Source organism: Micromonospora sediminicola (assembly GCF_900089585.1).
GTDB classification, from domain to species: domain Bacteria; phylum Actinomycetota; class Actinomycetes; order Mycobacteriales; family Micromonosporaceae; genus Micromonospora; species Micromonospora sediminicola.
The window spans coordinates 4,256,019-4,278,119 of the sequence record NZ_FLRH01000003.1 but is presented as its reverse complement, the minus strand read 5'-3'; the positions used below and the strand labels follow the sequence as shown (position 1 = coordinate 4,278,119).

The window sequence follows — 22,101 nt, the reverse complement described above, 5'->3', positions numbered from 1 at the left end:
GGCCGCACGTGCCGGCCGCCCCCGGGGCATGACCGCCACCCCTGCGGGTACCCGCGCCGCAGGAGACACCGCGGGAACGGGAGGGGCGCAGATGAAGGTCCGGAGCTCGCTGCGCGCGTTGAAGCGCAAGGCCAACTCGATAGTGGTCCGCCGCCGCGGCAAGCTGTTCGTGATCAACAAGGCCGACCGGCGGCAGAAGGCCCGGCAGGGCTGAGCCCCGGTGGTCAGGGGGTTCGAGTCACCGGTGTGGGCCGCGCGGGCGTGACGCCCTCCACCGGCGGGTGCGGCTGCGGCGGCGTGGGGGAGAGCAGGCGGGCGGCGGCGAAGCCGACCAGCGGCCGGTAGATCCGCACCGAGTCGGCGAGCGCGGAGAAGTGCGAGCCCGAGTTGCCGGCGTGGTACCGGGTGGCGATGTCGACCTGCTCGATCGGCAGCCCGTCCCGCACGGCGTGCAGCAGCACGTTCATCTCGTACTCGAAGCGGTCGCCGGGGACGGCGCCGAGCCAGCCGAGCATTCCCGCCGGATAGGCGCGCAGCCCGGTCTGGGTGTCCCGCACGTCCCGGCCGGTGGCCAGCCGGAACGCCGCCCGGGTGGTCGCGTTGCCGAACCGGCTGCGGGCCGGGACCTCGCCGTCGAACCGGCGTACGCCGAGGGTCGCCGCCCCGGTGGCGCGCATCCGGTCGGCCACCCGGACCACGTCGTCCACCCGGTGCTGACCGTCGGCGTCCACACACACCACGTCGTGCCCGGGACGGTCGGTCACGGCGTACCGGAAGCCGGTGCGCAGCACCACGCCCTTGCCCCGGTTGACCCGGCGGCGCAGCACCGTCGCGCCCCGGGCGCGGGCCTCGGCGAGCACCGCGGCGGCGGTCGGGCCGCTGCCGTCGTCGACGACCAGCACGGAGGCCCCGGGCAGCGCCGCGACCAGGTCGGTGACGAGCGGCGGCAGACGGTCACCCGGTCGGTACACCGGCACGAGCGCGATCACGGAACCTCCTGGGGACTCGCCCGTCGGCACGTCCGCCGGGTCGATCGACGAGCGTTCTACCCCGGCCGTCGGCCGGTGAATCCCCGCCCGCCGCCGAGCAGCCGGACCGCCCGGGTCAGTCCGCGCTCGCGGCGCAGCAGCGCCTCCGGGGTACGCAGGCCGAGATAGCCGAGCCGGCACGCGACCCGGGCGGCCCGCTCCCGCCGCGCCGGCACCGGATCCGGCCCGGTCACCGGCACGTCGCGCAGCGCCGGGCCGGACAGTCCGAGCGCACGCCCGGCGAGCAGCCGGACGCGGGGCAGATGCCAGGGATGGGTGACCAGCCCGAGTGGACGGTCCACGCCGAACTCGGCCGGATCGAGCAGCCCGTCCTGCACGGCGTGCGCCAGGTTCTGCAACGTGGTCCGGGACCGGGTCTCCACGGCCGACCGGACGTGGGCGTCGAGACCGGCGTCGCGGGCGAGCGCGCACATCAGCTCACCCTCCCGGAAGCCGTCCGGCGGGCCCGGCGCGCCGGCCGGCCCGTGCGGCCAGCCGCCGGTGAACACCACCCGCGCGGCGGGGTCGCGGCGGAACGCGGCGGCGTGCGCGCGGACGTACGCCACGGCGGCGTCGGTGCGCGCGGCGCTCTCGGCGGTGAGCCGGTAGCCGTCGTCGTCGGCCACCACCCCGCGACCGAAGACCAGCAGCACGGTGGCGGTCGGCGTCATTCCCCCACGGTACGTGCGGCTCAGTCCTCCTCGGCCGGCCAGGGGGCAGCGCCGACCCCGGTGACCCGGACGCCGCCCCACGGGTCCACCTCGGTCAGCCGGGCCCGGGTGACCCGGTCGCCGACGCGGACCTCCACGTCCCGCCGGCCGGAGCGCAGCAGCCGCACCAGGCGCGGCTCCGGGTCGGTGCGCCCGGCCCAGTGGTAGCGGCCGTCGACGGGTTCCCACCGGCCGCCGGCGTGCAGCCGGACCGGGGTGCCGGCGATCTCGGCGGGGCCCTGCCAGCTCACCTGTCGATCCGCTCGTGCGCGCGGGTCAGCTCCGGCGGCAGGTCCGCCCCGCGTCGGACCCCCTCGATGCCGCTCCACAGCAGGGTGGTCAGGTAGTCGGTCAGGGCGGCCCGGCGGATCGGCTGGCCGTGCGTGGTCCACCAGTCGCCGACCGCCTGGACGAACCCGACCAGCCCGTACGCCCACGGCTCGGCCGGGCCGGCGTCGAGGCCGAGCGCGCGCAGCCGGTCGCCGATCACCCGGGCCAGCCCGGTGGCGACCTGCCGGCTGGTGCCGCTGACCACCTGCTGGAGGCCGGGCAGGCCGGACTCGTGCACCAGGAACCGGTAGAGCGTCGGCTCGGACTCGATGACGCTCAGGTACGCGTCGATGGTCGCCTCGACCAGCGCGCGCTCCTCGCGTACCTGCTCCACCGCGGGCGCGATGGCGTCGACCACCCGCGCCGCGACCACCTCGCCGACCGCCAGCCAGAGCTGCGCCTTGTCGGCGAAGTAGCGGTAGAGCACCGGTTTGCTGACTCCGGCGGTGGCCGCCACCTGGTCCATGTCGACGCCGGGGCCGTGCCGCAGCAACGCCTGCACGGCGGCGGCGACCAGCTCCTGGCGTCGCTGCTCGCGGTGGTCGGCCCAGCGGTCGCGCCGGCCGCCGGACCGGGGCGGGGGCGGCGCCGGCGGAGCGCCGGAGCCATTGACATCGGTGGAGGTGCGTCGCATGCTACCACTCGTAACAGTTACTGGAAGTTACGTCAACCTGGAGGGGTCATGGAGCGGACGTCGGCCGGATTCCCGCGGGAGGCGGTCGCCGACCGCCTGCTCACCGCCTCGGTGCGGACCAGCTACGACCCCCTCGTCGACCTCGACTGGTCGGCGCCGCCGGTGCCCGGGGCCTACTGGCTGCCGCCGCGGCGCAGCAGCCTCTACGGCACCCCGCTGTGGGACGACATGACCGAGGAGCAGCGCGTCGAGCTGACCAAGCACGAGGTGGCCAGCGCCGCCAGCGCCGGACTGTGGTTCGAGACGATCCTCATGCAGATGCTGATCCGGCACTACTACGACGCCGATCCGACCAGCCGGCACGCCCAGTACGCGCTCACCGAGGTCGCCGACGAGTGCCGGCACTCCATCATGTTCGGTCGGCTGATCGAGGCGATCGGCACCCCGGTCTACCGGGCCGCCCCGGTCGACCACCTGCTCGGCCGCTGGCTCAAGGCCACCGCGACCGGCCCGCAGATGTACGCCGCCATCCTCATCGCCGAGGAGATCCTCGACTCGTTCCAGCGGGAGATCATGGCCGACGAGTCCTTGCAGCCGCTGATCCGGATGGTCTCCCGGATCCACGTGGTGGAGGAGGCCCGGCACGTACGCTTCGCCCGCGACGAGCTGGGCCGCCAGGTGGAGGCGGCCGGCCCGGTGGCGCTCGGCTACGCGCGCCTGGTGATCGGCCGGGCGGCCTACTCGATCACCCGACGTCTGGTGAACCCCCGGGCGTACGCGGCGGTCGGCATCGCGCCGGCGGTCGGCCTGGCCGCGGCCCACGCGAACCCGCACTGGCAGGCCACCCTGCGGTGGTCCGCCCAGCGGATCGCCGAGCACCTCACCGAGCTGGGGCTGATCGCCGGCCCGGGACGGCTGCTGTGGCGCCGGTCCGGGCTGATCGAGGGCTGACCGGCGGCGGCCCGAAGGGGATGGACCGCCGCCGGCCGCCCGGTCAGGAGGTGGGGAAGCTGTCGGGGGTGCGGATCCGGTTGCGCATGAACGCGCCGGACTCGGTGAGCACCGAGGTGCCGGTGAAGGTGCCCGCCGCGCAGGTGCCCGGCCGCAGCGCCGCGCTGCCCTCGGGCGCGTCCGAGTACGTCCAGTTGGCGTAGCTGATCTTCAGCCGATCCAGCAGGTCCAGCCAGGCGTTGCTGCTGGCCGTGTCCACCGCGCCGTCACCGGTGTAGGTGACCGTGCCGAACTCGGTGACGAACAGCGGCAGCCGGGCGGCGGCCCGCTCGACCTCGGTGCGGTAGTTGTCCCGGTGCGAGGCGGCGTAGAAGTGGAACGTGTACATGATGTTCTGCGCCCGCACCGGGTTGTTGACGATCTCGTCGGAGTTGCCGCCCTCGGAGACGCCCAGCGAGGACCAGCCCCGGGTGCCGACGATGACCACGGCGTCCGGGTCGTTGGCCCGGATCACCGGGATGACCTGCTCGGCGTAGGTGCGGATGGTCGACCAGCTCACGCCGTTCGGCTCGTTGGTGATCTCGTAGATCACGTTCTTCTTGGCCGCGTTGCGCGCCGACACGGCGGCGAAGAAGGTCTTCGCCCGCTCCAGGTTGTACATCGGGTCGCCGGGGGTCAGCGTGTGGAAGTCGATCAACGCGTACATGCCCCGCGCCTCGGCCTTGTCCACCAGCGAGTTGACCTGGTTGGTGAACCCGGTCGGGTTGGTCTCGTAGCCCTGCTCCTGCACGTACATCGAGATGCGCAGCAGGTCGGCCTGCCAGTCGTTGGCAAGCGCGTCGAGCGAGGCGTCGGGGTAGCAGTTGGCGAACCACTGCAACCCGTGCGTGCTCATGCCGCGCAACTGGATCGGCCGGCCGTGCTGGTTGCAGAGGTTGACCCCGCAGACCCGCAGCTGACCGTTGATCGCGGCCGGCGTGGTGCCGGTGGGCGGCGGGGTCGTCGGCGGCGCGGTGGTGGGCGGGGGAGTGGTCGGGGGCGGCGTGCTCGGCGGCGGCGTGCCGGTGCCGCCGGTGCAGGCCGTGCCGTTGAGCGTGAACGAGGTCGGGCTCGGGTTCGACCCGGTCCAGGACCCGTTGAAGCCGACGGTCGTGCTGGCCCCGGTGCCGAGCGCGCCGTTGTAGTCCAGGCTGCGCCCGGTGACCGCGGATCCGCTCTGTTGCCAGGTGGCCGACCAGCCCTGCACCACGCGCTGGCCGCCGTCCGGGAAGGTGAAGCCCAGGGTCCAGCCGTTCACCGGGTCGCCGAGGTTCTTGACCGTCACGGTGGCGGTGAAGCCGCCCTGCCAGGAGTTGGTGGTGTAGGTGACGGCGCAGCCGGTCGCCGCCATCGCGTTCGTCGACGGCAGGACGGCGGTCGCCGCCAGGGCGAGCGCGCCGACGGCGGCGCCGACGAACAGGTGCCGCCGGGACGGCCGGGGGATCGAGAACATGCGGGAAGGTCCCATCTGGTGGGTGGTGATCGGAGGGTGCCCGACGTGAACCTGCCCGGAAGGTCGACTCGGTGCCCGGGGGAGCGCTCCCACGCAGAGGGTAGAGGCGGATGCCGATGCGTGCAACCGCCGGGGCGGCGGCGGGGTCAGCGCCGGGCGCGCCGGCCGCCGTAGAGCCGCAGCGCGTTGCAGACGTCGAACACGCCCGGTACGTCCCAGGCCAGCTCGGCGGCGACGCGACGGGTCTCCGGGTCGGCGACCATTCCGGCGAGGATGACCACCCGGTTCTGCACGGTGACCGTGATCTGCTGGCGCCGGGTGGTCCAGTCGGTGCTCAGGCGCTGCGCGACCAGCGACGCGAGCGCCACGTCCGCGCCGTCGGGCTCGGGCCCGCCGCCGGTGAACGGGAAGTCCGGGTACGGCCAGGGCATCATCACGGGGAGGGGCTCCTTCTGCTCGGTCAGGACCGGGGGGCGGGTGCGACGCCCGACGCCGGGGCGCGGTCGTCGACGACGGCGAAGACGCCGTCGAGCCGCATGGTGTGCAACACGGTGAGCACGAACCGGGACGGCGCCACCAGGCACAACCGCCGGCCGTCCCGTCGGGCCTCCTGGTGCGCCCGGACCAGCAGACCCAGCCCGGCGGAGTCGATCACCTCCAGCCCGGCGAGGTCGACCAACTCCCGGTCGGCCCGGATCGACCGGTCGGCCAGCGCCCGGCGTACCGCCTCGGCGGGGTCGGCGTCGGGGGTGGGCCGCGGCCCGCCCACCGCCTCCACGTCGTCGAGGCCCAGGCCGTCGTCGGCGACCGCCGCCCGGGCGCTGCACCGGGGGCAGTGGTGCGGCCCGGAGGCGAAGGGCGAGCCGACCCAGTCGTGCTCGAAGACCAGCGTCCACACGACCTCGGCGTCGGGCAGCGTGGCGCCCGTGCCGGTGACGCTGTCGCCGCAGCCGTCGCAGATGAGCATCATCAGGTGTTCCGCCGGTACGACCGTCACACCTCCTCCTTCCGCCGGGCGGCCGGGTCGGGCGACGTCTGCCGGCCGGCGGCGACCACCGCCAGCACGACCGCGACGGCGGCGAACCCGGTCTGCACCACCAGGGGCAGCAGTGGGGAGCCTCCCGGACGCCGGTCGACCAGCCCGACCACGATCGCGCCGAGCAGCGCCGCGGCCACGCCGAGCGCGAGGGTCAACCAGACCGGGACGGCCTTGCGCCCCGGTAGGACGAGTCGTCCCACCGCACCGACGGCGAGGCCCACGACGAGCGCTCCGACGAGCGTGCTGCCGGTCACCACTCCTCCTCAGCGCCGCGCGGACGGGACCCGGGCGCGACCGCGGGCGGCCGGGCGGGGCGTGTCGACGACGGGTACCGACGCGCCCAGGCCGGCGGTGGCCAGGACCCGCCGGATCCGGGGGTGCGGATTGCCCAGGGTCAGGACCGCGTCCCGTCGGGCCAGGCGGCGGTGCACGTCCAGCAGCAGCGCGATCGCGGCGGCGTCCACGTGCCGGCACTGCGCGAGGTCGATGGTCACCTGCCGGGGCCGTAGCGCCAGGACGCGGTCCAGCACGTGCGCGACCTCGGACAGCCCGGCGAGGTCCAGCTCGTCGGTGATCTCCACCCGGACGTGCGGCACGGTGGACTCCGGCGGGGCGGACGGCAGGGTGCTGGTCATCAGGTCGCTTCCGTGACGGGGTTCCGGTTCGGCTCCCACTCTGGTCAGCGACCTTGGAGGTCACCGGACGGTTGTATGACGGTTCGGTGACAAAAACCGTGAAAGGCCGACGCGATTGGGCGACCCGTGGCCAGCCGGTCATGATGCCCATATGACGGCCGTACTGGTGATCGAGGACGACGACCGCATCCGGCTCGCGCTGCAGCTCGCCCTGGAGGAGGAGGGCTACGAGGCCTACGGCGCGGCGACCGCCGAGGACGGGTTGCGCCGGCAGCGGGAGAACCCGGCCGACTACGTGCTGATGGACCTGATGCTGCCCGGCATGGACGGTTTCACCGGTATCCGGCAGCTACGTCGCGACGACGACGTTCCGGTCGTGGTGATCAGCGCCCGCGACGACACCCACGACATCGTCGCCGCGCTGGAGGCCGGGGCGGACGACTACGTGGTCAAGCCGGTCGCGATCAAGGAACTCTCCGCCCGGTTGCGGGCCCTGCGCCGCCGGGTCCGGACCGTGGCCGGCCCCGCGCCCGCGCAGTTCTTCGGCGACCTGGAGATCAGCGCCGAGGCCGGCGAGGTGCGACGGTCCGGCCGGCCGGTGCCGGTGACCCGGACCGAGTTCCGGCTGCTCTGCGAGCTTGCCGAGCACGCCGGCAAGGTGCTGTCCCGCCAGCAGCTGCTCAGCCGCGTCTGGGGCTACGAGACCGGTGACGAGCGGTTGGTCGACGTGCACGTCGGCCGGCTCCGGCAGAAGATCGAGCCGGATCCGGCCAACCCCCGTCACCTGGTCACCCTGCGGGGTCTCGGCTACAAGCTCCAGCGATGAGCCGTCCCGGACTGCGCGCCCGGGTGACCGCCGCGTTCGCCGTGGGCGCCCTGCTGCTGGCCGCGCTGATGGCCCTGTTCTCCTACGACCTGACCCGCCGTTCGCTGCTCGACGAGCGGGAGCGCACCGCCGTCCGCGCCGCCTACTACGACGCCGCGGTGGTCCGGTCCGGCCTCGACACCGGCACCCCGGACGTGGTGGCCGTGCTGCGCTCGCTGGACACCGGCAGCGCTCGACGCCCGCTGCTGCACCTGCGCGACGGCTGGTACGCCCGTACCGCGGACGTGGGCGCCAGCTCGGTACCGGCCGAACTGCAACGGGTGGTCGCCGACGGTCGGCCCGCCGTGCAGCGGATCCGCCTGGACGGGCAGCCGACGCTGCTCGTCGGGGTGCCGCTCCCCGGTGAGCTGGGTTACTACGAGTTGACCTCGCTGCGCGAGGTGGAGGACACGTTCCAGGTGGTCGGGCTGGCGCTGACCGCGGTCGCGATCATGATCGCGGGAGCCGGCGCGGCGCTGGGCTGGTACGCCACCCGGCACAGCCTCCGGCCGCTCACCGCGGTGGCCGACGCGGCCGAGCGGATCGCCGCCGGCGACTTCGCCACCCGGCTCGACCCGACCACCGACCCGGACCTGACCCGCCTGTCCAGCTCGTTCAACGAGATGGTCGACAAGCTGGTCCGGCGGATCGACCGGGATCGACGCTTCGCCGCGGACGTCAGCCACGAGCTGCGCTCGCCGCTGCAGACGCTGGCCGCCGCCGCGAGCGTCCTGACCCGCCGCCGGGAACACCAGGACGAGCGCACCGCCACCGCGGCGGGCCTGGTGGCGGACGAGGTGGCCCGGTTCCAGCGCCTGGTGGACGACCTGATCCAGCTGGCCCGCACCGAGCAGCCGGCGCACCGGGAGACCGTCGACGTGGTCGACCTGGCGCGGTCCGCCTGCCGCGAGCGGTCGTTGCCGGAGAGCCTGGTCGAGGTGTCGGCCGGCGCGCCGCACCGGTGGTGGGTCGACCGTCGCCGCTTCGCCCAGGTGCTGCTGAACCTGTTGGAGAACGCCGAACGGTACGGCGGCGGCCCGGTCGCGGTCCGGCTCGGCGCGGAGGACGGCGTCGGCGTCCTGGAGGTCGACGACGACGGTCCGGGCGTGCCGGCGGCGGACCGGGAGGCGATCTTCGACCGTTTCGTCCGGGGCCGGGCGGCGCACGCCCGGGCCGGAACCGACGGAACCGGGCTCGGCCTCGCGCTGGTGGCGCAGCACGCGGCGGCGCACGGCGGGACGGCGGCCGTGCTGGACCGGGACCGGGGCGCCCGGTTCCGGGTCGAGCTGCCCGGAGCGGTCCGATGAGGCGCCGGCTGGTTCCGACGCTGCTCGCGGCAGCGCTGCTCGCCGGGTGCGGTGTGCCGGTCGACGACGAGCCCCGGCTGGTGCAGCCGCCGCCCGGCCGGTTCCCGACACCGGCCGGCACCACGACGGCCGACCCGGAGGGTCGGGTGGACGAGCCGTTCTGCTTCGTCCGGGAGGACGGCCTGGCGGTGGTCACCCGTCCGGCGGACCGCCTGCCCGGCGTGGACGCCCACCTCCAGCACCTGCTGGCCGGGCCGGACCGCTGGGAGCGCGGCCGCGGGCTGGCCACCGCGTTGCCGGGCACGGTGGCGGTCGCGGGGGCCACGCTCGCCGGCACCGTCGCCACGGTCGACGTGCGCCAGGCCGGCGAGGAGACCGGGCGCAGCGACGAGGTGCTCGCCTTCGGGCAGATCGTGTGCAGCCTCACCCAACGGCCGGACGTGGACAGCGTGGCGTTCCGCCGGGACGGGCAGCCGCTGGAGGTGCCCCGCGCCGACGGGAGCGTCTCCGCGCTCCCGCTCACCGCCGCCGACTACCGGCCGCTGCTACCCCGTTGACCGGATTCCACGCCAGGTTGTCCGGTATACCCCTAAATCTCCATCGTCCGTTCGGTTGATTTGGCGGTGACCTTTGGTCTAGTGTGGCTGGCACGACCGGTGTGGGAGGCCACCCGTTCTCCAAGGACAGGAAGGGCAGCATGACCACGATGACCATGGCACCGTCCGCCACCGAGGTGCACCGCGCGCCGCAGACCGGTGAGGAGTCCCGCGCCAGCGAGCTGATCGGGGCGCTCGCCGCCCTGCCCGCGGACCACCCGCAGCGGGCGAGCCTGCGCAACCAGGTCATCGAGGCGTGGCTGCCGCTGGCCAACCACCTGGCCGCCCGCTACAGCGGTCGCGGCGAGCCGGCCGGCGACCTGGCCCAGACCGCGGCGCTCGGCCTGATCAAGGCGGTCGACCGGTTCGACGCCTCCCGCGGGGTCGACTTCGCCGGCTTCGCCATCCCGACCATCCTCGGCGAGATCAAGCGGCACTTCCGCGACCGCACCTGGAACATCCGGGTCCCGCGTCGCCTCCAGGAGCTGCGGCTGCGCATCTCCGAGGCGAACAGCACGCTGACCCAGACCCTCAACCGGGCCCCGACCGTGGCCGACATCGCCACCCACCTCGACGTCACCGAGGAAGAGGTGCTGGAGGGCCTGGAGGGTGCCCGCGCCTACAACGCGGTGTCGCTCTCCACCCCGATCGGCGACGGCGACAGCGCCACCGAGCTGGGCGACACGCTCGGCAGCGAGGACAACGAGTACGAGCTGGCCGAGCTGCGCGCCTCGCTGGGCCCGGCGCTGGCCACGCTCGACGAGCGCGAGCAGAAGATCCTCACGCTGCGCTTCTACGGCAACCTGACCCAGAGCGAGATCGCCGCCAGGGTCGGCGTGTCCCAGATGCACGTGTCGCGGCTGCTCGCCCGCGCCCTGACCAAGCTGCGGGGTCAGCTCACCGAGGCCTGATCCACCACCGCACACCGCGCCCCGACCGCCACCGGCCCCCCGGCCGGTGGCGGTCGCGTCGTTCACCAGGTGGTGGGTGGGGGCGGCGGCACGACCGGCGGCCGGTCGTCGCAGGTGATGGTGTTCGGCAGCAGCCACGGGGCCAGCCAGCCGCCGTCGTTGCCGCCGAGGTCGGTGAGGCCGAACTCGGATCCGGCCGGGGTGAAGTGGAACGAGCCGCAGTTGTTCACCCCGACCGCGCCCACGTTGCGCGCGTCGACGTCGGCGAAGCTGGCCCCGCCGGCGGTGCGGGCGCTCACCACCGAGGTGCCCGTGCCGTCGACCCGGATGTCGTGGAACCGCACGTTGTCGATCCGGACGCTGTCCTTCACCGGCCAGTCGCTGACCAGCATGATCGCGTTGTAGGTGCTGTCCAGGTAGGCGTCGCCGGTGACCTGGATGTCGGCGTCGATGCTGCGGTCCAGCGCGTAGAACCAGATCGCGCCGAGGCCGATGTTCCAGTTGAGGTCGTAGGTGCCGGCCCGGACCGTGGTGTTGCCGGTGATCCGGATCCGGCCGGCGAACGGCTCGGCCCCGAAGCGGGAGCCGATCTGGATGGCGCTGCCCTCGCGGACCGGGTCGGCGACCAGGTTGTGCGCGACGGTCAGGTCGGCGCCCCCGTAGAGCGCGATGCCGTTGGCCAGCACCGGCGACTGCACGGTGTTGTACGCGAACGTGTTGGACGCGTTCGCGGTCCCCTCCGACCACATGGCCAGGGCGTCGTCGCCGCTGTTGCGGACCACCGAGTTGGTGACCGAGGAGTGCGTGACGCCGGTGTGGAAGTTGAGCCCGTCGGCGATCTGGTCGGCGATCACGGTGTCGGTGACCCGCAGCCCCGTCATCGGACCGTCGAACCACATGCCGACCTTGGTGTGGTGCAGATAGAGGCCGTCGACGGTGCTGTGGTTGAGTGCTCCGCCGATGGCGTTGACCTGGTCGGTGTCGACGCGCTCGCGGACTTCGCCCTCGATCGCGAAGCCGGAGAGGTGGACGTGGCGACTGCCGCCGTCCGCCGCGTCGCGGCCGTAGAAGCCGACGCCGGTGTGCCGGGACCCGTCCGGCGCCGGGGTGTCGAGCGCGACCTCGCGTCCCTTCACGACGGTGTACCAGCTGCCGGCGCCCACGATGGTCACGTCGTCGACGATCACGTGCCGGTTGACCTGGAAGACACCCGGCGGCAGGTACAGCGGCCGGTCCACCCGGCGGGCGTGCGCCACGGCCCGGTCGAACGCGCCGGCGGACTCGCGCCGCCCGGTCGGGTCGGCGCCGAAGGCGAGCACGTTCACCGCGCGGGGAACCACCCGGGGCGGGGCGACCAGGTGCGCGTCCAGCAGGTCGATCACGGTCCAGGCGGCGGCCGTGCCGGTCGGCGCGGTCAGCCGGACCACCTCGCCGGCCCGGTGGGTCCGCCCGAGCAGCATCCGCTGCTCGTCGTAGAAGTGGTGCGGCCGGAACGGCTTGGCGACGACCGGGGTCGGTGTGGTGGCCGCCGGCACGCACGAGCACTCGGTGATCCACCAGTCCGGGTGCAGCAGGTCCGCGTCGGGGTCGTTGGTGAACGGGTACTGGTTGTAGAGCCAGGCGTACTGCGAGGTGAGCGTCATGGTGCGCGCGGGCGCCCGGCCGACGGCGACCCGCAGCGGCGCGGTGATGCCGCCGCCGCGCGGCGCGTCGGGGATGCTGTAGCGCACGGTCAGCGCGTTGGTGGCCCGGGGGAGCGTGAACTCGACGTACTGGCCGGGCAGCAGGCGGACGGCCCGGCGGCCGGACGCCTCGCCGGCCAGAGTGTAGGCGGATCGGTCGGGGCCGATGACGGTGCCGGTGGTGCGGGCGTTCTCGGCCTCCTGCTCGACGTAGTCGACGGCGGCGCCGCGCCCGGCCACCAGTGCCGGGTCGAGGGCGGCCCGGGTGACCGCCGGCGCCGGGCCGGGGGGCGCGGTCGCCGCGGCGGCGGAGCCGGGCGGCACGACCAGGGCGGCGGCGGTGACCGCCGCCGCGAGGATCCGCGGCACGCACGGGCGGCGGCCCGTGGTGCCTTCCACGCTCCGTTGCATCGGAGCACCCACTTTCGCGAGGAGGGGACGGTGGTGGCCTCGGCGCGGGTGAGGGGCGCCCGTCGACAAGGTGCCTCATGTTATTCCTGCGCCCTGCCCTCTTTCAAGCATCATTATGTTCGAATCTTTCACTCCACCTGGGCGTCGGAACGTCAAGAATTGGGCGGGTTGGCTGTTCTTTTCTTGCAAGAAACCGACGTAGGATTGCCGCCGTGACGAAACGCTTGACGGAGGTGGCCCGCAAGGCGGGTGTCAGCGAGGCGACCGTGAGCCGCGTGCTCAACGGCCGCGGCGGCGTGTCCGAGGTGACCCGGACGGCCGTGCTGACCGCCCTCGACGTGCTCGGCTACGAGCGCCCGACCAAGTTGCGCGGGGAGCGCGCCCGGCTGGTCGGTCTGGTGCTGCCCGAGCTGCAGAACCCGATCTTCCCGGCCCTGGCCGAGGTGGTCACCGGCTCCCTGGCCCAACGCGGGTTCACCCCGGCGCTCTGCGCCCGCACCATCGGCGGCGTGCCCGAGTCCGGCTACGTGGAGATGCTGCTGGACCACCAGGTCAGCGGCGTCATCTTCGCCGGCGGCTCGTACGCGCTCGCGGACGCCTCGCACGAGCACTACCGGCGCCTGACCGATCGCGGCCTGCCCGTGGTGCTGGTCAACGCCGGCGTCGAGGAACTGGGCTTCCCCCGGGTGTCCACCGACGACGCGGTCGCCGTCGAGCAGGCGTACGGGCACCTGCGCTCCCTCGGCCACGAGCGGATCGGCATCGTGCTCGGCCCGGCCGACCACGTGCCCTCGCGCCGCAAGCTCGACGCCATGGTCCGCGCCGCCGGCTGGGGCGAGGACCGGTCCCTCGTGGAGCGGTCCAGCTTCTCCATGGAGGGCGCGCGGGTCGCCGCCACGAAGCTGATCGAACGCGGCGCCACCGGCATCGTCTGTGCCAGCGACGTGCTGGCGCTGGGCACCATCCGGGCCGCCCGGCGGCTCGGCTGCGCGGTGCCGGCCGACGTCTCGGTGGTCGGCTTCGACGACTCCGCGTTCATGACCTGCACCGACCCGCCGCTGACCACGGTGCGCCAGCCGATCGAGACGATGGGCCAGGCCGCCGTCGACCTGCTGGTCACCCAGATCGAGGGGGCCGGCGTGCTGCACGACGAGCTGCTCTTCGAGCCCGAGCTGGTGGTACGCGGCTCCACCGCCCCCGCTCCCCGTACCTGACCCGGCGGGCCACCCGGCCGCCGACCGCTACCCGCGGTCGGCGGCCTTTTTGTGCCCCCAAACGCCTCCGTCGTGATCAGCCGTTGCAAAGTCGCGTTCTTTCGTATTCGAGTCGACACCTTGCTGTAAAGAGTCGGCGTCGCTACATTGACTCCACTTCCACCGGACCCGGGGCGCGGCAGCCGCGCGGTCACCGCAGATCAGTGCAAACCATCGATACACCCGTTCCCGAAGGGATGGACACATGTCCGTACCGCAGTATCGGAAGGTCGCGGCGGTCGCCCTCGCGGCCGGCCTCGGGCTCAGCCTCGCGGCGTGCTCCACCAAGAGCGACGACTCCGGCGAGGCCGGCGGCAAGGTCACCATCACCGTCGACTGCCAGCCGGTCGGCGCGCAGAAGGAACTGCTGAAGAACTGGAACGACGACGTCGCCGAGTTCCAGCGGCAGAACCCGACCATCGTGGTCAAGAGCGTCAGCGTCGGCGAGCAGTGCAACAACCCGCCGGACTTCACCGCCCGCCTGGCCGGCGGAACCGTCACCGACGTGTTCTACGGCTACATGACCGACCTGCAGCAGGTGCTGGACTCCGGTCAGGCGATGGACATCACCGAGTACGCCACCAAGGACACCATCCCCACCTGGGACAGCGTGGACCCGGCGCTCAAGGAGGTCTTCACCGACAGCGGCAAGCTCTACGGCGTACCGGTGAAGAACTACTCGATGGGCCTGATCTACAACAAGGCGCTGTTCCAGCGGGCCGGCCTCGACGCGGCCAACCCGCCGAAGACGTGGTCCGAGGTGCGGGCCGCGGCCAAGAAGATCTCGGCGCTCGGCGGCGGCGTCGCCGGCTACTCCGAGTACAGCGCCGGCAACACCGGCGGCTGGCACTTCACCTCGCTGCTCTACTCGCAGGGCGGCCAGGTGCTCAGTGCCGACGGCAAGAAGGCCGACTTCAACAACCCGATGGGCAAGCAGGTCCTGCAGAACCTCAAGGACATGCGCTACGGCGACAACAGCATGGGCAGCCGCCAGCTCCTGCAGTGGGGCGACCTGCTGACCAACGCCGGCGCCGGCAAGGTCGGCATGTTCATCGGCGCCCCCGACGCCACCCAGGCGATCGTCAGCCAGTTCCAGGGCAAGTACCAGGACTGGGCGATGGGCCCGCTGCCCGGCCAGGACGGCCCGGCCAAGGCGACCCTCGGTGGCGGCGAGGGCTACTTCTTCAAGAAGGGCCTCACCCCGGAGCAGGTCAAGGCCGGTCTGAAGTGGATCGCCTACCAGAAGCTCACCCCGGGCAAGGGGCAGTTCGACTACGTCCGCGCCAAGCCGCAGAACTACCCGGTCGGCCTGCCCCAGCCGCTGCTGTTCACCAACGGCAGCGACGCGCAGAAGCAGGAACTCGACCTGCGCAAGGCCAACGCCAACGTCGACACCACCAACTTCGCGGTCTTCGAGGCCAACCCGGTGCCGATCAAGGGTGAGCCGCGCAACGCGCAGGCCATCTACGCGGTGCTCGACGCGGCGATGTCCGGGGTGCTGACCAACCCGAACGCGAACATCGACGCCCTGCTCAAGACCGCCGAGGACAAGGTCAACCAGCTCCTGGCCGCCGGCAGCTGACCCGACCGGGTGGGGGTCGGCCCCGACCGGCCCCCACCCCCTACCGCAGGAGTCGCCTTGGCGCTCACCACCGCCCCGGGTGCCACCCGCCGTCCCGGCCGTCCCGCACCGACACCGCCGCGCGTCGCCGCGCGCCGGGCCGGGCTCGGCCGCAGGGTGCGGGACAACCTCACCGGGCACACGTTCCTCATCGGCGCGGTCGCCTGCTTCGCCGTCTTCTCCTGGTACCCGATGGTCCGCGGCGTCGTGATGAGCTTCCAGCGCACCCGCCGGGGCGAGACCACCTGGGTCGGCTGGGACAACTACACCCGGATCATGGCCGATCCGAGCTTCTGGACGGCCTGGAAGAACACGTTCGTCTTCACCGGCCTGGCGCTCGTGCTCGGCTACGCCGTGCCGTTCCTCGTGGCGATCCTGCTCAACGAGTTGCGGCACGCGAAGGGCTACCTGCGGGTGCTGGTCTACCTGCCGGTGATGCTGCCGCCGGCGTCCGCGCTGTTCCTGTTCAAGTTCTACGCGTACGACCCGAGCGAGGCGGGGCTGTTCAACGCGATCCTCGCCGCGGTGGGCCTGCCCACGTCGGAGTGGATGCAGTCGCCCACGATGACGATGCCCGCCATGGTGCTGGCGTCGACCTGGATGAACATGGGCGGCGCGGTGCTGATCTACCTGGCGGCGTTGCAGAACATCCCCGGCGAGCTGTACGAGGCCGCCGAGATCGACGGCGCCGGGGTGTGGCGCCGGATCCTCCACGTGACGATCCCGCAGACCCGGCTGATCCTCGCGCTGCTGGCGATGCTCCAGATCGTCGCCACCATGCAGCTGTTCATCGAGCCGTTGATCCTCGCCAACGGCGCCGGCACGCAGGACTCCGCGACCTCGGTGGCCTACCTGATCTACCAGCACGGGTTCTTCCAGAACGACCTCAACGGCGCCGCCGCACTCGGCGTCATCATGCTGGTGGTGCTGGCCGGGTTCTCCGCCGTCTACGTGCGACTGACCGCGAGACAGGACTAGGACATGGCAGCCGACAGCACCACCCGTACCCTCATCTCCCCGGCCCAACTGCGGCGCGGTCGCGGCCGGGTCCTCTACTGGACCGTGCTCACCGTGGTCGTGGTGGCGTTCACCCTGGTCTTCCTCGGACCGCTCTACTGGATGGTCACCGGCGCGCTGAAGTCCGGCCAGGAGATCGCGCAGACCCCGCCGTCGCTGTTCCCGCGCGACCCCCAGCCGCAGAACTACGTCGACGCCTGGACCAACCTCGACCTGGCGAAACTGCTGTTCAACACGTTCTACTACGCCACCGGCGCGGTGCTGTTCCAGTTGGTGTTCGACACCGCCGCCGCGTACGCGCTGTCGAAGCTGCGCCCGGTGCTGGGCGGGCTGATCCTCGGCCTGATGCTGGCGACGCTGATGATCCCGGCGATGGTGCTCATCGTCCCGCAGTACGTGACCGTGATCGACCTGCCGATCGTGCACCTCAACCTGCTGGACTCGCCGTTCGCGATCTGGCTGCCGCTGGTCGCCAACGCGTTCAACATCTTTCTGCTCAAGCGGTTCTTCGACTCGATCCCCGAGGACCTGATGGCCGCCGCCGTGATGGACGGCGCCTCGCCGCTGCGCACGCTCTGGTCGATCGTCCTGCCGATGTCCCGCCCGATCCTCGGCGTGGTGGCGATCTTCGCGGTGACCGCGGTGTGGAAGGACTTCCTCTGGCCGAAGCTGGTCATGCCGTCGCCGGAGACGCGGACCGTCAGCGTCGGCATCTACGCCTTCTCCGGCGGCACCCCGATGAACGTGGTGATCGCCGCCTCCGTCATCGCCGCGATCCCCACCGTCGTGCTGTTCCTGATCTTCCAACGGAACATCATGTCCGGCCTGACCACCGGCGGCCTCAAGGGCTGACGGGCGCACCGCCCGCCGCATCAGAACCGACCCGCAGAAAGCAGGTGCCCGTGTCCATGGTCGACAGCAGCCCGTGGTGGCGATCAGCGGTGATCTACCAGGTCTACCCACGCAGCTTCGCCGACGGCAACGGCGACGGGATCGGTGACGTCGCCGGCATCCGCTCCCGCCTGGACCACCTCGCCGCGCTCGGTGTCGACGCGATCTGGTTCAGCCCCTGGTACCCGTCCCCGATGGCCGACGCCGGCTACGACGTGTCCGACTACCGCGACATCGACCCGGTCTTCGGCACCCTCGGCGAGGTCGAGGCGCTGATCGACGAGGCACACGCGCTCGGCATCCGGACCATCGTCGACGTGGTGCCCAACCACTGCTCGGACGCGCACCCGTGGTTCCGGGCGGCGCTGGCCGGCGGACCGGACGCCCCCGAGCGGGAGCTGTTCTGGTTCCGCGCCGGACGCGGTCCCGGCGGCGACCTCCCGCCCACCGACTGGACCGGCGAGTTCGGCGGCCCGACCTGGACCCGCACCACCGACCCGGACGGCACCCCCGGCGACTGGTACCTGCACCTGTTCGCCCCGCAGCAGCCCGACTTCAACTGGGACCACCCCCGGGTACGCGCCGAGTTCGAGGACATCCTGCGGTTCTGGTTCGACCGGGGCGTGGACGGCATCCGGATCGACTCGGCCGGCCTGCTGGTCAAGGACGGCACGCTGCCCGAGGTCCACCCGGACCGGCCGCACCCGTTCCGCGACCAGGACGGCGTGCACGACGTCTACCGGGCCTGGCGGCGCATCGCCGACGACTACCCGGGCCAGCGGGCGCTGGTCGGCGAGGTGTGGCTGCCGGACCGGCAGCGCTTCGCCAACTACCTGCGCCCGGACGAGCTGCACACCGCGTTCAACTTCGACTTCCTCGGCTGCGCCTGGGACGCCACCGCGCTGCGCGAGAGCATCGACGGCACGCTGGGCGCGCACGCCCCGGTCGGCGCCCCGGCCACCTGGGTGCTGTCCAACCACGACGTCACCCGGCACGTCACCCGCTACGGCCGGGCAGACACCCGGTTCAGCTTCGCCGCCAAGCGCGAGGGCATCCCCACCGACCTGGAGCTGGGCACCCGCCGGGCCCGGGCCGCCGCGCTGCTGTCCCTGGCGCTGCCCGGCGCCGCCTACGTCTACCAGGGCGAGGAGCTGGGGCTCTGGGAGGTCGAGGACATCCCGTACGAGCTGCGGCAGGACCCGATGTGGGAGCGCTCGGGGCGGGTCGACCCCGGCCGCGACGGCTGCCGGGTGCCGCTGCCCTGGCAGGGCGACGACCCGCCGTTCGGGTTCAGCCCCGACGGCGCGGCCGCCGTGCCGTGGCTGCCGCAGCCGGCGGACTGGAAGGACCGCACGGTCCGCGCCCAGACCGGCGACCCGCACTCGATGCTGGAGCTGTACCGCGCCGCGCTGGCGCTGCGCCGGGCCGACCCCGCGCTGGGTGACGGCCCGCTGAGCTGGCTGCCCGCCCCCGACCGGGTGCTGGCCTTCGCCCGCGAGCCCGGGTTCGCCTGCCTGGTCAACCTCGGTGACCGGGCCCTGCCGCTACCCGCGCACGAGGAGCTGCTGCTGGCCAGCGGTCCGCTCGACGACGACCGGCTGCCACCGGACACCGCCGTCTGGCTGCGCACCCGATCGGCCTGAACCGCGGTGGCGCCGACGGCCCCCGTCCCGTCGCCGGCGCCACCGCGAACCGCCCGGCGACGAGCCCGTCGTCGGCGCCGCCGCCTCGGACGGCCCGTCCCGGCCGTCACCGGACACCTGGGGAGGAAGGAGCAGGACGCCGCACCGCCGCACGGGGGACCTGGCCACCGACGAAAGGGAGCACACCCCGCATGGCCGAGCACCGCACCCCGCACCGCCACCGCACCACCGGGCTCGCGGCCCTGGCCGCCGCCACGCTCGCCGCCTCGACACTGACCGTCGTGGCGCTCACCTCCACCGCCACCCCGGCGCACGCCGCCGGCCTGTCCCCGTTCGACATCTCCGGCCGCGGCGCCACCGTGCCGTTCCGCGAGCAGGAGGCGGAGCAGGTCGCCCACAACGGCACGAAGATCGGCCCCGACCGGCGCTACGGCACGCTGCCGTCGGAGGCGTCCGGCCGGGAGGCGGTCACCCTCGACGCCGTCGGCGAGTACGTCGAGTTCACGCTCGCCGCCCCGGCGAACGCGGTCACCTTCCGCTACAGCCTGCCGGACAGCGCCGCCGGCACCGGCCGGGACGCCAGCATCGACCTGCGCGCGAACGGCACCCTGGTCAAGGCCGTGCCGGTCACCTCCCGGTACGGCTGGTACTACGGCGGCTACCCGTTCAACAACAACCCGGGCGACACCAACCCGCACCACTTCTACGACGAGACCCGGGCCATGTTCGGCACCACCTACCCGGCCGGCACGAAGATCCGCCTCCAGGTCTCCTCGACCGCGCAGTCGCCCACGTTCACCATCGACCTGGCCGACTTCGAGCTGGTCGGCGCGCCGATCAGCAAGCCGTCCGGCGTGCTGGACGTGGTCACCGACTTCGGCGCGGACCCGACCGGGGCCACCGACTCGACCGCGAGGTTCCAGGCCGCGGTGGACGCCGGCAAGGCGCAGGGGAAGGCGGTGTGGATCCCCTCCGGCACGTTCACGCTCTGGGACCACGTGGTGGTCGACGGCGTGACGCTGCGCGGCGCCGGGCCGTGGTACTCGGTGCTCGGCGGCCGGCACCCCACCGACCGCAAGCGCGCCGCCGGCATCTACGGCAAGTACGTGCCGGGCGGCGGCTACTCCGGTGAGATCCGCTCGCACGAGGCCGGCGGCCCCAGCCGCAACGTCACGCTGCGGGACTTCGCCATCATCGGCGACATCCGCGAGCGCGTCGACGAGGACCAGGTCAACGCGCTCGGCGGCGCGATGACGAACTCGGTGGTGGACAACCTCTGGTTGCAGCACACCAAGGTCGGCGCCTGGATGGACGGCCCGATGGACAACTTCACCATCCGCAACAGCCGCATCCTCGACCAGACCGCCGACGGGGTGAACTTCCACTGGGGCGTCACCAACTCCACGGTGACCAACACGTTCGTCCGCAACACCGGCGACGACGCGCTGGCCATGTGGGCGCAGAGCGTGCCAAATGTCGGCAACTCCTTCACCCACAACACCATCGGCGTGACGGTCCTGGCGAACCACCTGGTCACGTACGGCGGGCGCGACATCACCATCGCCGACAACGTGACCGCCGACTCGGTGACCAACGGCGGCGGCATCCACGTGGCGAACCGCTATCCCGGCGTCACCGGGTCGACGGCCGTCGCGGGCACCATCACGGTCGCCCGCAACACGCTGATCCGCAACGGCAACTCCGACTACAACTGGCAGTTCGGGGTGGGCGCGATCTGGTTCTCCGCGCTCAACGAGCCGATCCAGGGCGCGGCGATCAACGTCACCGACACCGACATCCTGGACAGCTCCTACGCGGCGCTGCACTGGATCGAGGGGCAGACCAGCGGGATCTCGTTCAGCAACGTCCGGATCGACGGGGCGGGCACGTACGCGCTCCAGGTCCAGGCGCCCAGCCAGGTCAGCTTCACGAACGTGCGGGCCACCAACATCGCCCAGGCCAACCCGATGCACAACTGCGTCGGCAGCGGCTTCCAGATCACCCAGGGCGCCGGCAACTCCGGCTGGTACACGTCCACCCCGTACTGCGGGCCGTGGCCGCAGCCGCAGTGGGGCAACGGGCCGTCCAGCCCGCCGCCCACGAGCGTGCCCCCGACCACCGCGCCCCCGACCACGACGCCGCCGACCAGCACGCCCCCGACCACCCCGCCGCCCACCGGCGGGAACCTGGCCCTGGGCCGGCCGGCGACCGCCACCAGCGTCAACCAGACGTACGCGGCCGGCAACGCGGTCGACGGCAACGCGGCCAGCTACTGGGAGAGCGCCAACAACGCGTTCCCGCAGTCGCTGACGGTCGACCTGGGCGCGTCGCGCACCGTCGACCGGGTGGTGCTCAAGCTCCCGGCGGGCTGGGAGCGCCGCACCGAGACGCTGTCCGTGCTCGGCTCCACCGACGGCTCCTCGTACAGCACGCTCGCCGCGTCGGCGGGCCGCGTGTTCGACCCGGCGGCCGGCAACAGCGTGTCGATCGCGCTGCCGTCCGGCGCCCGCCGGTACGTCCGGGTCACCGCGACCGGCAACACCGGCTGGCCGGCGGCCCAGCTCTCCGAGCTGGAGGTGTACGGCGACGGCACGACGACCACCCCGCCGCCCACCACCACCCCGCCGACCACCACCGCGCCCCCCACCGGCAACCTCGCCGCCGGGCGGCCGGTCGCCGAGACCAGCCACGCCGACGTCTACGGCGCCGGCAACACGGTCGACGGCAACGCCACCACCTACTGGGAAAGCGCCAACAACGCGTTCCCCCAGTCGGTCACCGTCGACCTGGGCAGCGCCCGCACGGTGTCCCGGGTGGTGCTCAAGCTGCCGCCGTCGACGGCCTGGCAGACCCGCACCCAGACGGTGGCCGTGCTCGGCTCCACCGACGGCTCGTCGTTCGCCACCCTCAAGGCGGCGGCCGGGTACACGTTCGACCCGGCGGGCGGCAACAGCGTGTCGATCGCGCTGCCCTCCGGCGACCGCCGCTACGTGCGGCTGACCTTCACCGGCAACACCGGCTGGCCGGCCGGCCAGCTGTCCGAGTTCGAGGTCTACGCCTCCTGACCGGCGCGGCGGGGACCCGC

22 protein-coding genes are annotated in these 22,101 nt (G+C 72.9%); 12 read left to right on the top strand and 10 right to left on the bottom strand.

From position 1 onward, the window contains the following. The first annotated feature begins 91 nt into the window (after positions 1 to 91). A complete protein-coding gene (locus GA0070622_RS19640; protein ID WP_091575115.1) occupies positions 92 to 214 on the top strand; it encodes a 50S ribosomal protein L36 in 123 nt (40 codons plus the stop codon). 10 nt (positions 215 to 224) lie between these two features. Here the strand turns inward: GA0070622_RS19640 and GA0070622_RS19635 are convergent, their stop codons facing one another. From GA0070622_RS19635 to GA0070622_RS19620, 4 genes are read right to left on the bottom strand one after another with little or no spacing between them, the layout of a single operon-like run. Then, on the bottom strand, positions 225 to 989 hold the full coding sequence (locus tag GA0070622_RS19635; RefSeq protein WP_091575111.1) for a glycosyltransferase family 2 protein: 765 nt from the start codon (positions 987 to 989) through the stop codon (positions 225 to 227). Between the two features lie 56 nt (positions 990 to 1,045). Next, positions 1,046 to 1,699, bottom strand: coding sequence for a YdcF family protein (locus tag GA0070622_RS19630; RefSeq protein ID WP_091575107.1), 654 nt, complete (start codon positions 1,697 to 1,699; stop codon positions 1,046 to 1,048). Between the two features lie 20 nt (positions 1,700 to 1,719). After that, positions 1,720 to 1,989 carry a DUF4873 domain-containing protein gene (locus tag GA0070622_RS19625; protein WP_091575103.1) on the bottom strand — a complete coding sequence of 90 codons (270 nt, stop codon included), beginning with the start codon at positions 1,987 to 1,989 and terminating at the stop codon, positions 1,720 to 1,722. Then, the gene (locus GA0070622_RS19620) at positions 1,986 to 2,702 is read right to left on the bottom strand and encodes a TetR family transcriptional regulator (RefSeq protein WP_091575099.1); all 717 of its coding nucleotides are present in this window, start codon (positions 2,700 to 2,702) and stop codon (positions 1,986 to 1,988) included. Before GA0070622_RS19620 ends, GA0070622_RS19625 begins: the two co-directional genes overlap by 4 nt. Before the next feature lie 48 nt (positions 2,703 to 2,750). Between GA0070622_RS19620 and GA0070622_RS19615 the strand changes: the two genes are divergently transcribed. Then, positions 2,751 to 3,653 (top strand): AurF N-oxygenase family protein, encoded by a 903-nt coding sequence (locus GA0070622_RS19615; protein WP_091575096.1) that lies wholly within the window; start codon positions 2,751 to 2,753, stop codon positions 3,651 to 3,653. A 43-nt stretch (positions 3,654 to 3,696) separates the two neighbouring features. Here GA0070622_RS19615 and GA0070622_RS19610 read toward each other — a convergent pair whose 3' ends face one another. The 5 genes from GA0070622_RS19610 to GA0070622_RS19590 form a co-directional block, all read right to left on the bottom strand. Next, a complete protein-coding gene (locus GA0070622_RS19610) occupies positions 3,697 to 5,145 on the bottom strand; it encodes a cellulase family glycosylhydrolase (protein ID WP_091575093.1) in 1,449 nt (482 codons plus the stop codon). Positions 5,146 to 5,291: 146 nt separating this feature from the next. Further along, entirely contained in the window at positions 5,292 to 5,582 is a 291-nt protein-coding gene (locus tag GA0070622_RS19605) for a BON domain-containing protein (RefSeq protein WP_091575089.1), read from the bottom strand. 23 nt (positions 5,583 to 5,605) lie between these two features. Continuing rightward, the gene (locus GA0070622_RS19600) at positions 5,606 to 6,142 is read right to left on the bottom strand and encodes an STAS domain-containing protein (RefSeq protein ID WP_091575085.1); all 537 of its coding nucleotides are present in this window, start codon (positions 6,140 to 6,142) and stop codon (positions 5,606 to 5,608) included. Then, on the bottom strand, positions 6,139 to 6,438 hold the full coding sequence (locus GA0070622_RS19595; RefSeq protein WP_091577677.1) for a hypothetical protein: 300 nt from the start codon (positions 6,436 to 6,438) through the stop codon (positions 6,139 to 6,141). Before GA0070622_RS19595 ends, GA0070622_RS19600 begins: the two co-directional genes overlap by 4 nt. Positions 6,439 to 6,447: 9 nt before the next feature. Beyond that, the gene (locus tag GA0070622_RS19590; protein WP_091575082.1) at positions 6,448 to 6,819 is read right to left on the bottom strand and encodes an STAS domain-containing protein; all 372 of its coding nucleotides are present in this window, start codon (positions 6,817 to 6,819) and stop codon (positions 6,448 to 6,450) included. Between the two features lie 151 nt (positions 6,820 to 6,970). On the opposite strand from GA0070622_RS19590, the gene GA0070622_RS19585 reads away from it, so the two are divergent. From GA0070622_RS19585 to GA0070622_RS19570, 4 genes are all read left to right on the top strand, one after another. Beyond that, positions 6,971 to 7,645, top strand: coding sequence for a response regulator transcription factor (locus GA0070622_RS19585; RefSeq protein ID WP_091575079.1), 675 nt, complete (start codon positions 6,971 to 6,973; stop codon positions 7,643 to 7,645). Then, on the top strand, positions 7,642 to 8,991 hold the full coding sequence (locus GA0070622_RS19580) for a sensor histidine kinase (RefSeq protein WP_091575075.1): 1,350 nt from the start codon (positions 7,642 to 7,644) through the stop codon (positions 8,989 to 8,991). The genes GA0070622_RS19585 and GA0070622_RS19580 overlap by 4 nt, the downstream gene beginning before the upstream one ends. Continuing rightward, on the top strand, positions 8,988 to 9,548 hold the full coding sequence (locus GA0070622_RS19575; RefSeq protein WP_091575072.1) for a GerMN domain-containing protein: 561 nt from the start codon (positions 8,988 to 8,990) through the stop codon (positions 9,546 to 9,548). The genes GA0070622_RS19580 and GA0070622_RS19575 overlap by 4 nt, the downstream gene beginning before the upstream one ends. 140 nt (positions 9,549 to 9,688) lie before the next feature. Next, positions 9,689 to 10,498 carry a SigB/SigF/SigG family RNA polymerase sigma factor gene (locus GA0070622_RS19570; RefSeq protein ID WP_091575069.1) on the top strand — a complete coding sequence of 270 codons (810 nt, stop codon included), beginning with the start codon at positions 9,689 to 9,691 and terminating at the stop codon, positions 10,496 to 10,498. A gap of 62 nt (positions 10,499 to 10,560) precedes the next feature. Here GA0070622_RS19570 and GA0070622_RS19565 read toward each other — a convergent pair whose 3' ends face one another. Next, on the bottom strand, positions 10,561 to 12,591 hold the full coding sequence (locus tag GA0070622_RS19565; protein WP_091575065.1) for a glycosyl hydrolase family 28-related protein: 2,031 nt from the start codon (positions 12,589 to 12,591) through the stop codon (positions 10,561 to 10,563). 212 nt (positions 12,592 to 12,803) lie between these two features. Between GA0070622_RS19565 and GA0070622_RS19560 the strand changes: the two genes are divergently transcribed. From GA0070622_RS19560 to GA0070622_RS19535, 6 genes are all read left to right on the top strand, one after another. After that, positions 12,804 to 13,805: a LacI family DNA-binding transcriptional regulator gene (locus tag GA0070622_RS19560; protein ID WP_091575062.1), complete on the top strand. Its 1,002-nt coding sequence runs from the start codon at positions 12,804 to 12,806 to the stop codon at positions 13,803 to 13,805. Positions 13,806 to 14,049: 244 nt separating this feature from the next. Further along, positions 14,050 to 15,426: an ABC transporter substrate-binding protein gene (locus GA0070622_RS19555; RefSeq protein ID WP_091575058.1), complete on the top strand. Its 1,377-nt coding sequence runs from the start codon at positions 14,050 to 14,052 to the stop codon at positions 15,424 to 15,426. A gap of 57 nt (positions 15,427 to 15,483) precedes the next feature. Continuing rightward, a complete protein-coding gene (locus GA0070622_RS19550; RefSeq protein ID WP_091575054.1) occupies positions 15,484 to 16,443 on the top strand; it encodes a carbohydrate ABC transporter permease in 960 nt (319 codons plus the stop codon). A gap of 3 nt (positions 16,444 to 16,446) precedes the next feature. Continuing rightward, positions 16,447 to 17,334: a carbohydrate ABC transporter permease gene (locus GA0070622_RS19545; RefSeq protein ID WP_091575051.1), complete on the top strand. Its 888-nt coding sequence runs from the start codon at positions 16,447 to 16,449 to the stop codon at positions 17,332 to 17,334. A 56-nt stretch (positions 17,335 to 17,390) separates the two neighbouring features. Further along, positions 17,391 to 19,016 (top strand): glycoside hydrolase family 13 protein, encoded by a 1,626-nt coding sequence (locus GA0070622_RS19540; RefSeq protein WP_091575047.1) that lies wholly within the window; start codon positions 17,391 to 17,393, stop codon positions 19,014 to 19,016. A gap of 191 nt (positions 19,017 to 19,207) precedes the next feature. Further along, positions 19,208 to 22,081 (top strand): galactose-binding domain-containing protein, encoded by a 2,874-nt coding sequence (locus tag GA0070622_RS19535; RefSeq protein ID WP_091575044.1) that lies wholly within the window; start codon positions 19,208 to 19,210, stop codon positions 22,079 to 22,081. Positions 22,082 to 22,101: the final 20 nt, after the last annotated feature.

What these genes read in the sequence shown, in the direction of transcription:
- GA0070622_RS19640 (WP_091575115.1), top strand. Translation starts at nt 92, where the DNA reads ATGAAGGTCCGGAGCTCGCTGCGCGCGTTGAAGCGCAAGGCCAACTCG.
- GA0070622_RS19630 (WP_091575107.1), bottom strand. Translation starts at nt 1,699, where the DNA reads ATGACGCCGACCGCCACCGTGCTGCTGGTCTTCGGTCGCGGGGTGGTG.
- GA0070622_RS19620 (WP_091575099.1), bottom strand. Translation starts at nt 2,702, where the DNA reads ATGCGACGCACCTCCACCGATGTCAATGGCTCCGGCGCTCCGCCGGCG.
- GA0070622_RS19615 (WP_091575096.1), top strand. Translation starts at nt 2,751, where the DNA reads ATGGAGCGGACGTCGGCCGGATTCCCGCGGGAGGCGGTCGCCGACCGC.
- GA0070622_RS19610 (WP_091575093.1), bottom strand. Translation starts at nt 5,145, where the DNA reads ATGTTCTCGATCCCCCGGCCGTCCCGGCGGCACCTGTTCGTCGGCGCC.
- GA0070622_RS19590 (WP_091575082.1), bottom strand. Translation starts at nt 6,819, where the DNA reads ATGACCAGCACCCTGCCGTCCGCCCCGCCGGAGTCCACCGTGCCGCAC.
- GA0070622_RS19585 (WP_091575079.1), top strand. Translation starts at nt 6,971, where the DNA reads ATGACGGCCGTACTGGTGATCGAGGACGACGACCGCATCCGGCTCGCG.
- GA0070622_RS19580 (WP_091575075.1), top strand. Translation starts at nt 7,642, where the DNA reads ATGAGCCGTCCCGGACTGCGCGCCCGGGTGACCGCCGCGTTCGCCGTG.
- GA0070622_RS19575 (WP_091575072.1), top strand. Translation starts at nt 8,988, where the DNA reads ATGAGGCGCCGGCTGGTTCCGACGCTGCTCGCGGCAGCGCTGCTCGCC.
- GA0070622_RS19570 (WP_091575069.1), top strand. Translation starts at nt 9,689, where the DNA reads ATGACCACGATGACCATGGCACCGTCCGCCACCGAGGTGCACCGCGCG.
- GA0070622_RS19565 (WP_091575065.1), bottom strand. Translation starts at nt 12,591, where the DNA reads ATGCAACGGAGCGTGGAAGGCACCACGGGCCGCCGCCCGTGCGTGCCG.
- GA0070622_RS19555 (WP_091575058.1), top strand. Translation starts at nt 14,050, where the DNA reads ATGTCCGTACCGCAGTATCGGAAGGTCGCGGCGGTCGCCCTCGCGGCC.
- GA0070622_RS19545 (WP_091575051.1), top strand. Translation starts at nt 16,447, where the DNA reads ATGGCAGCCGACAGCACCACCCGTACCCTCATCTCCCCGGCCCAACTG.
- GA0070622_RS19540 (WP_091575047.1), top strand. Translation starts at nt 17,391, where the DNA reads ATGGTCGACAGCAGCCCGTGGTGGCGATCAGCGGTGATCTACCAGGTC.
- GA0070622_RS19535 (WP_091575044.1), top strand. Translation starts at nt 19,208, where the DNA reads ATGGCCGAGCACCGCACCCCGCACCGCCACCGCACCACCGGGCTCGCG.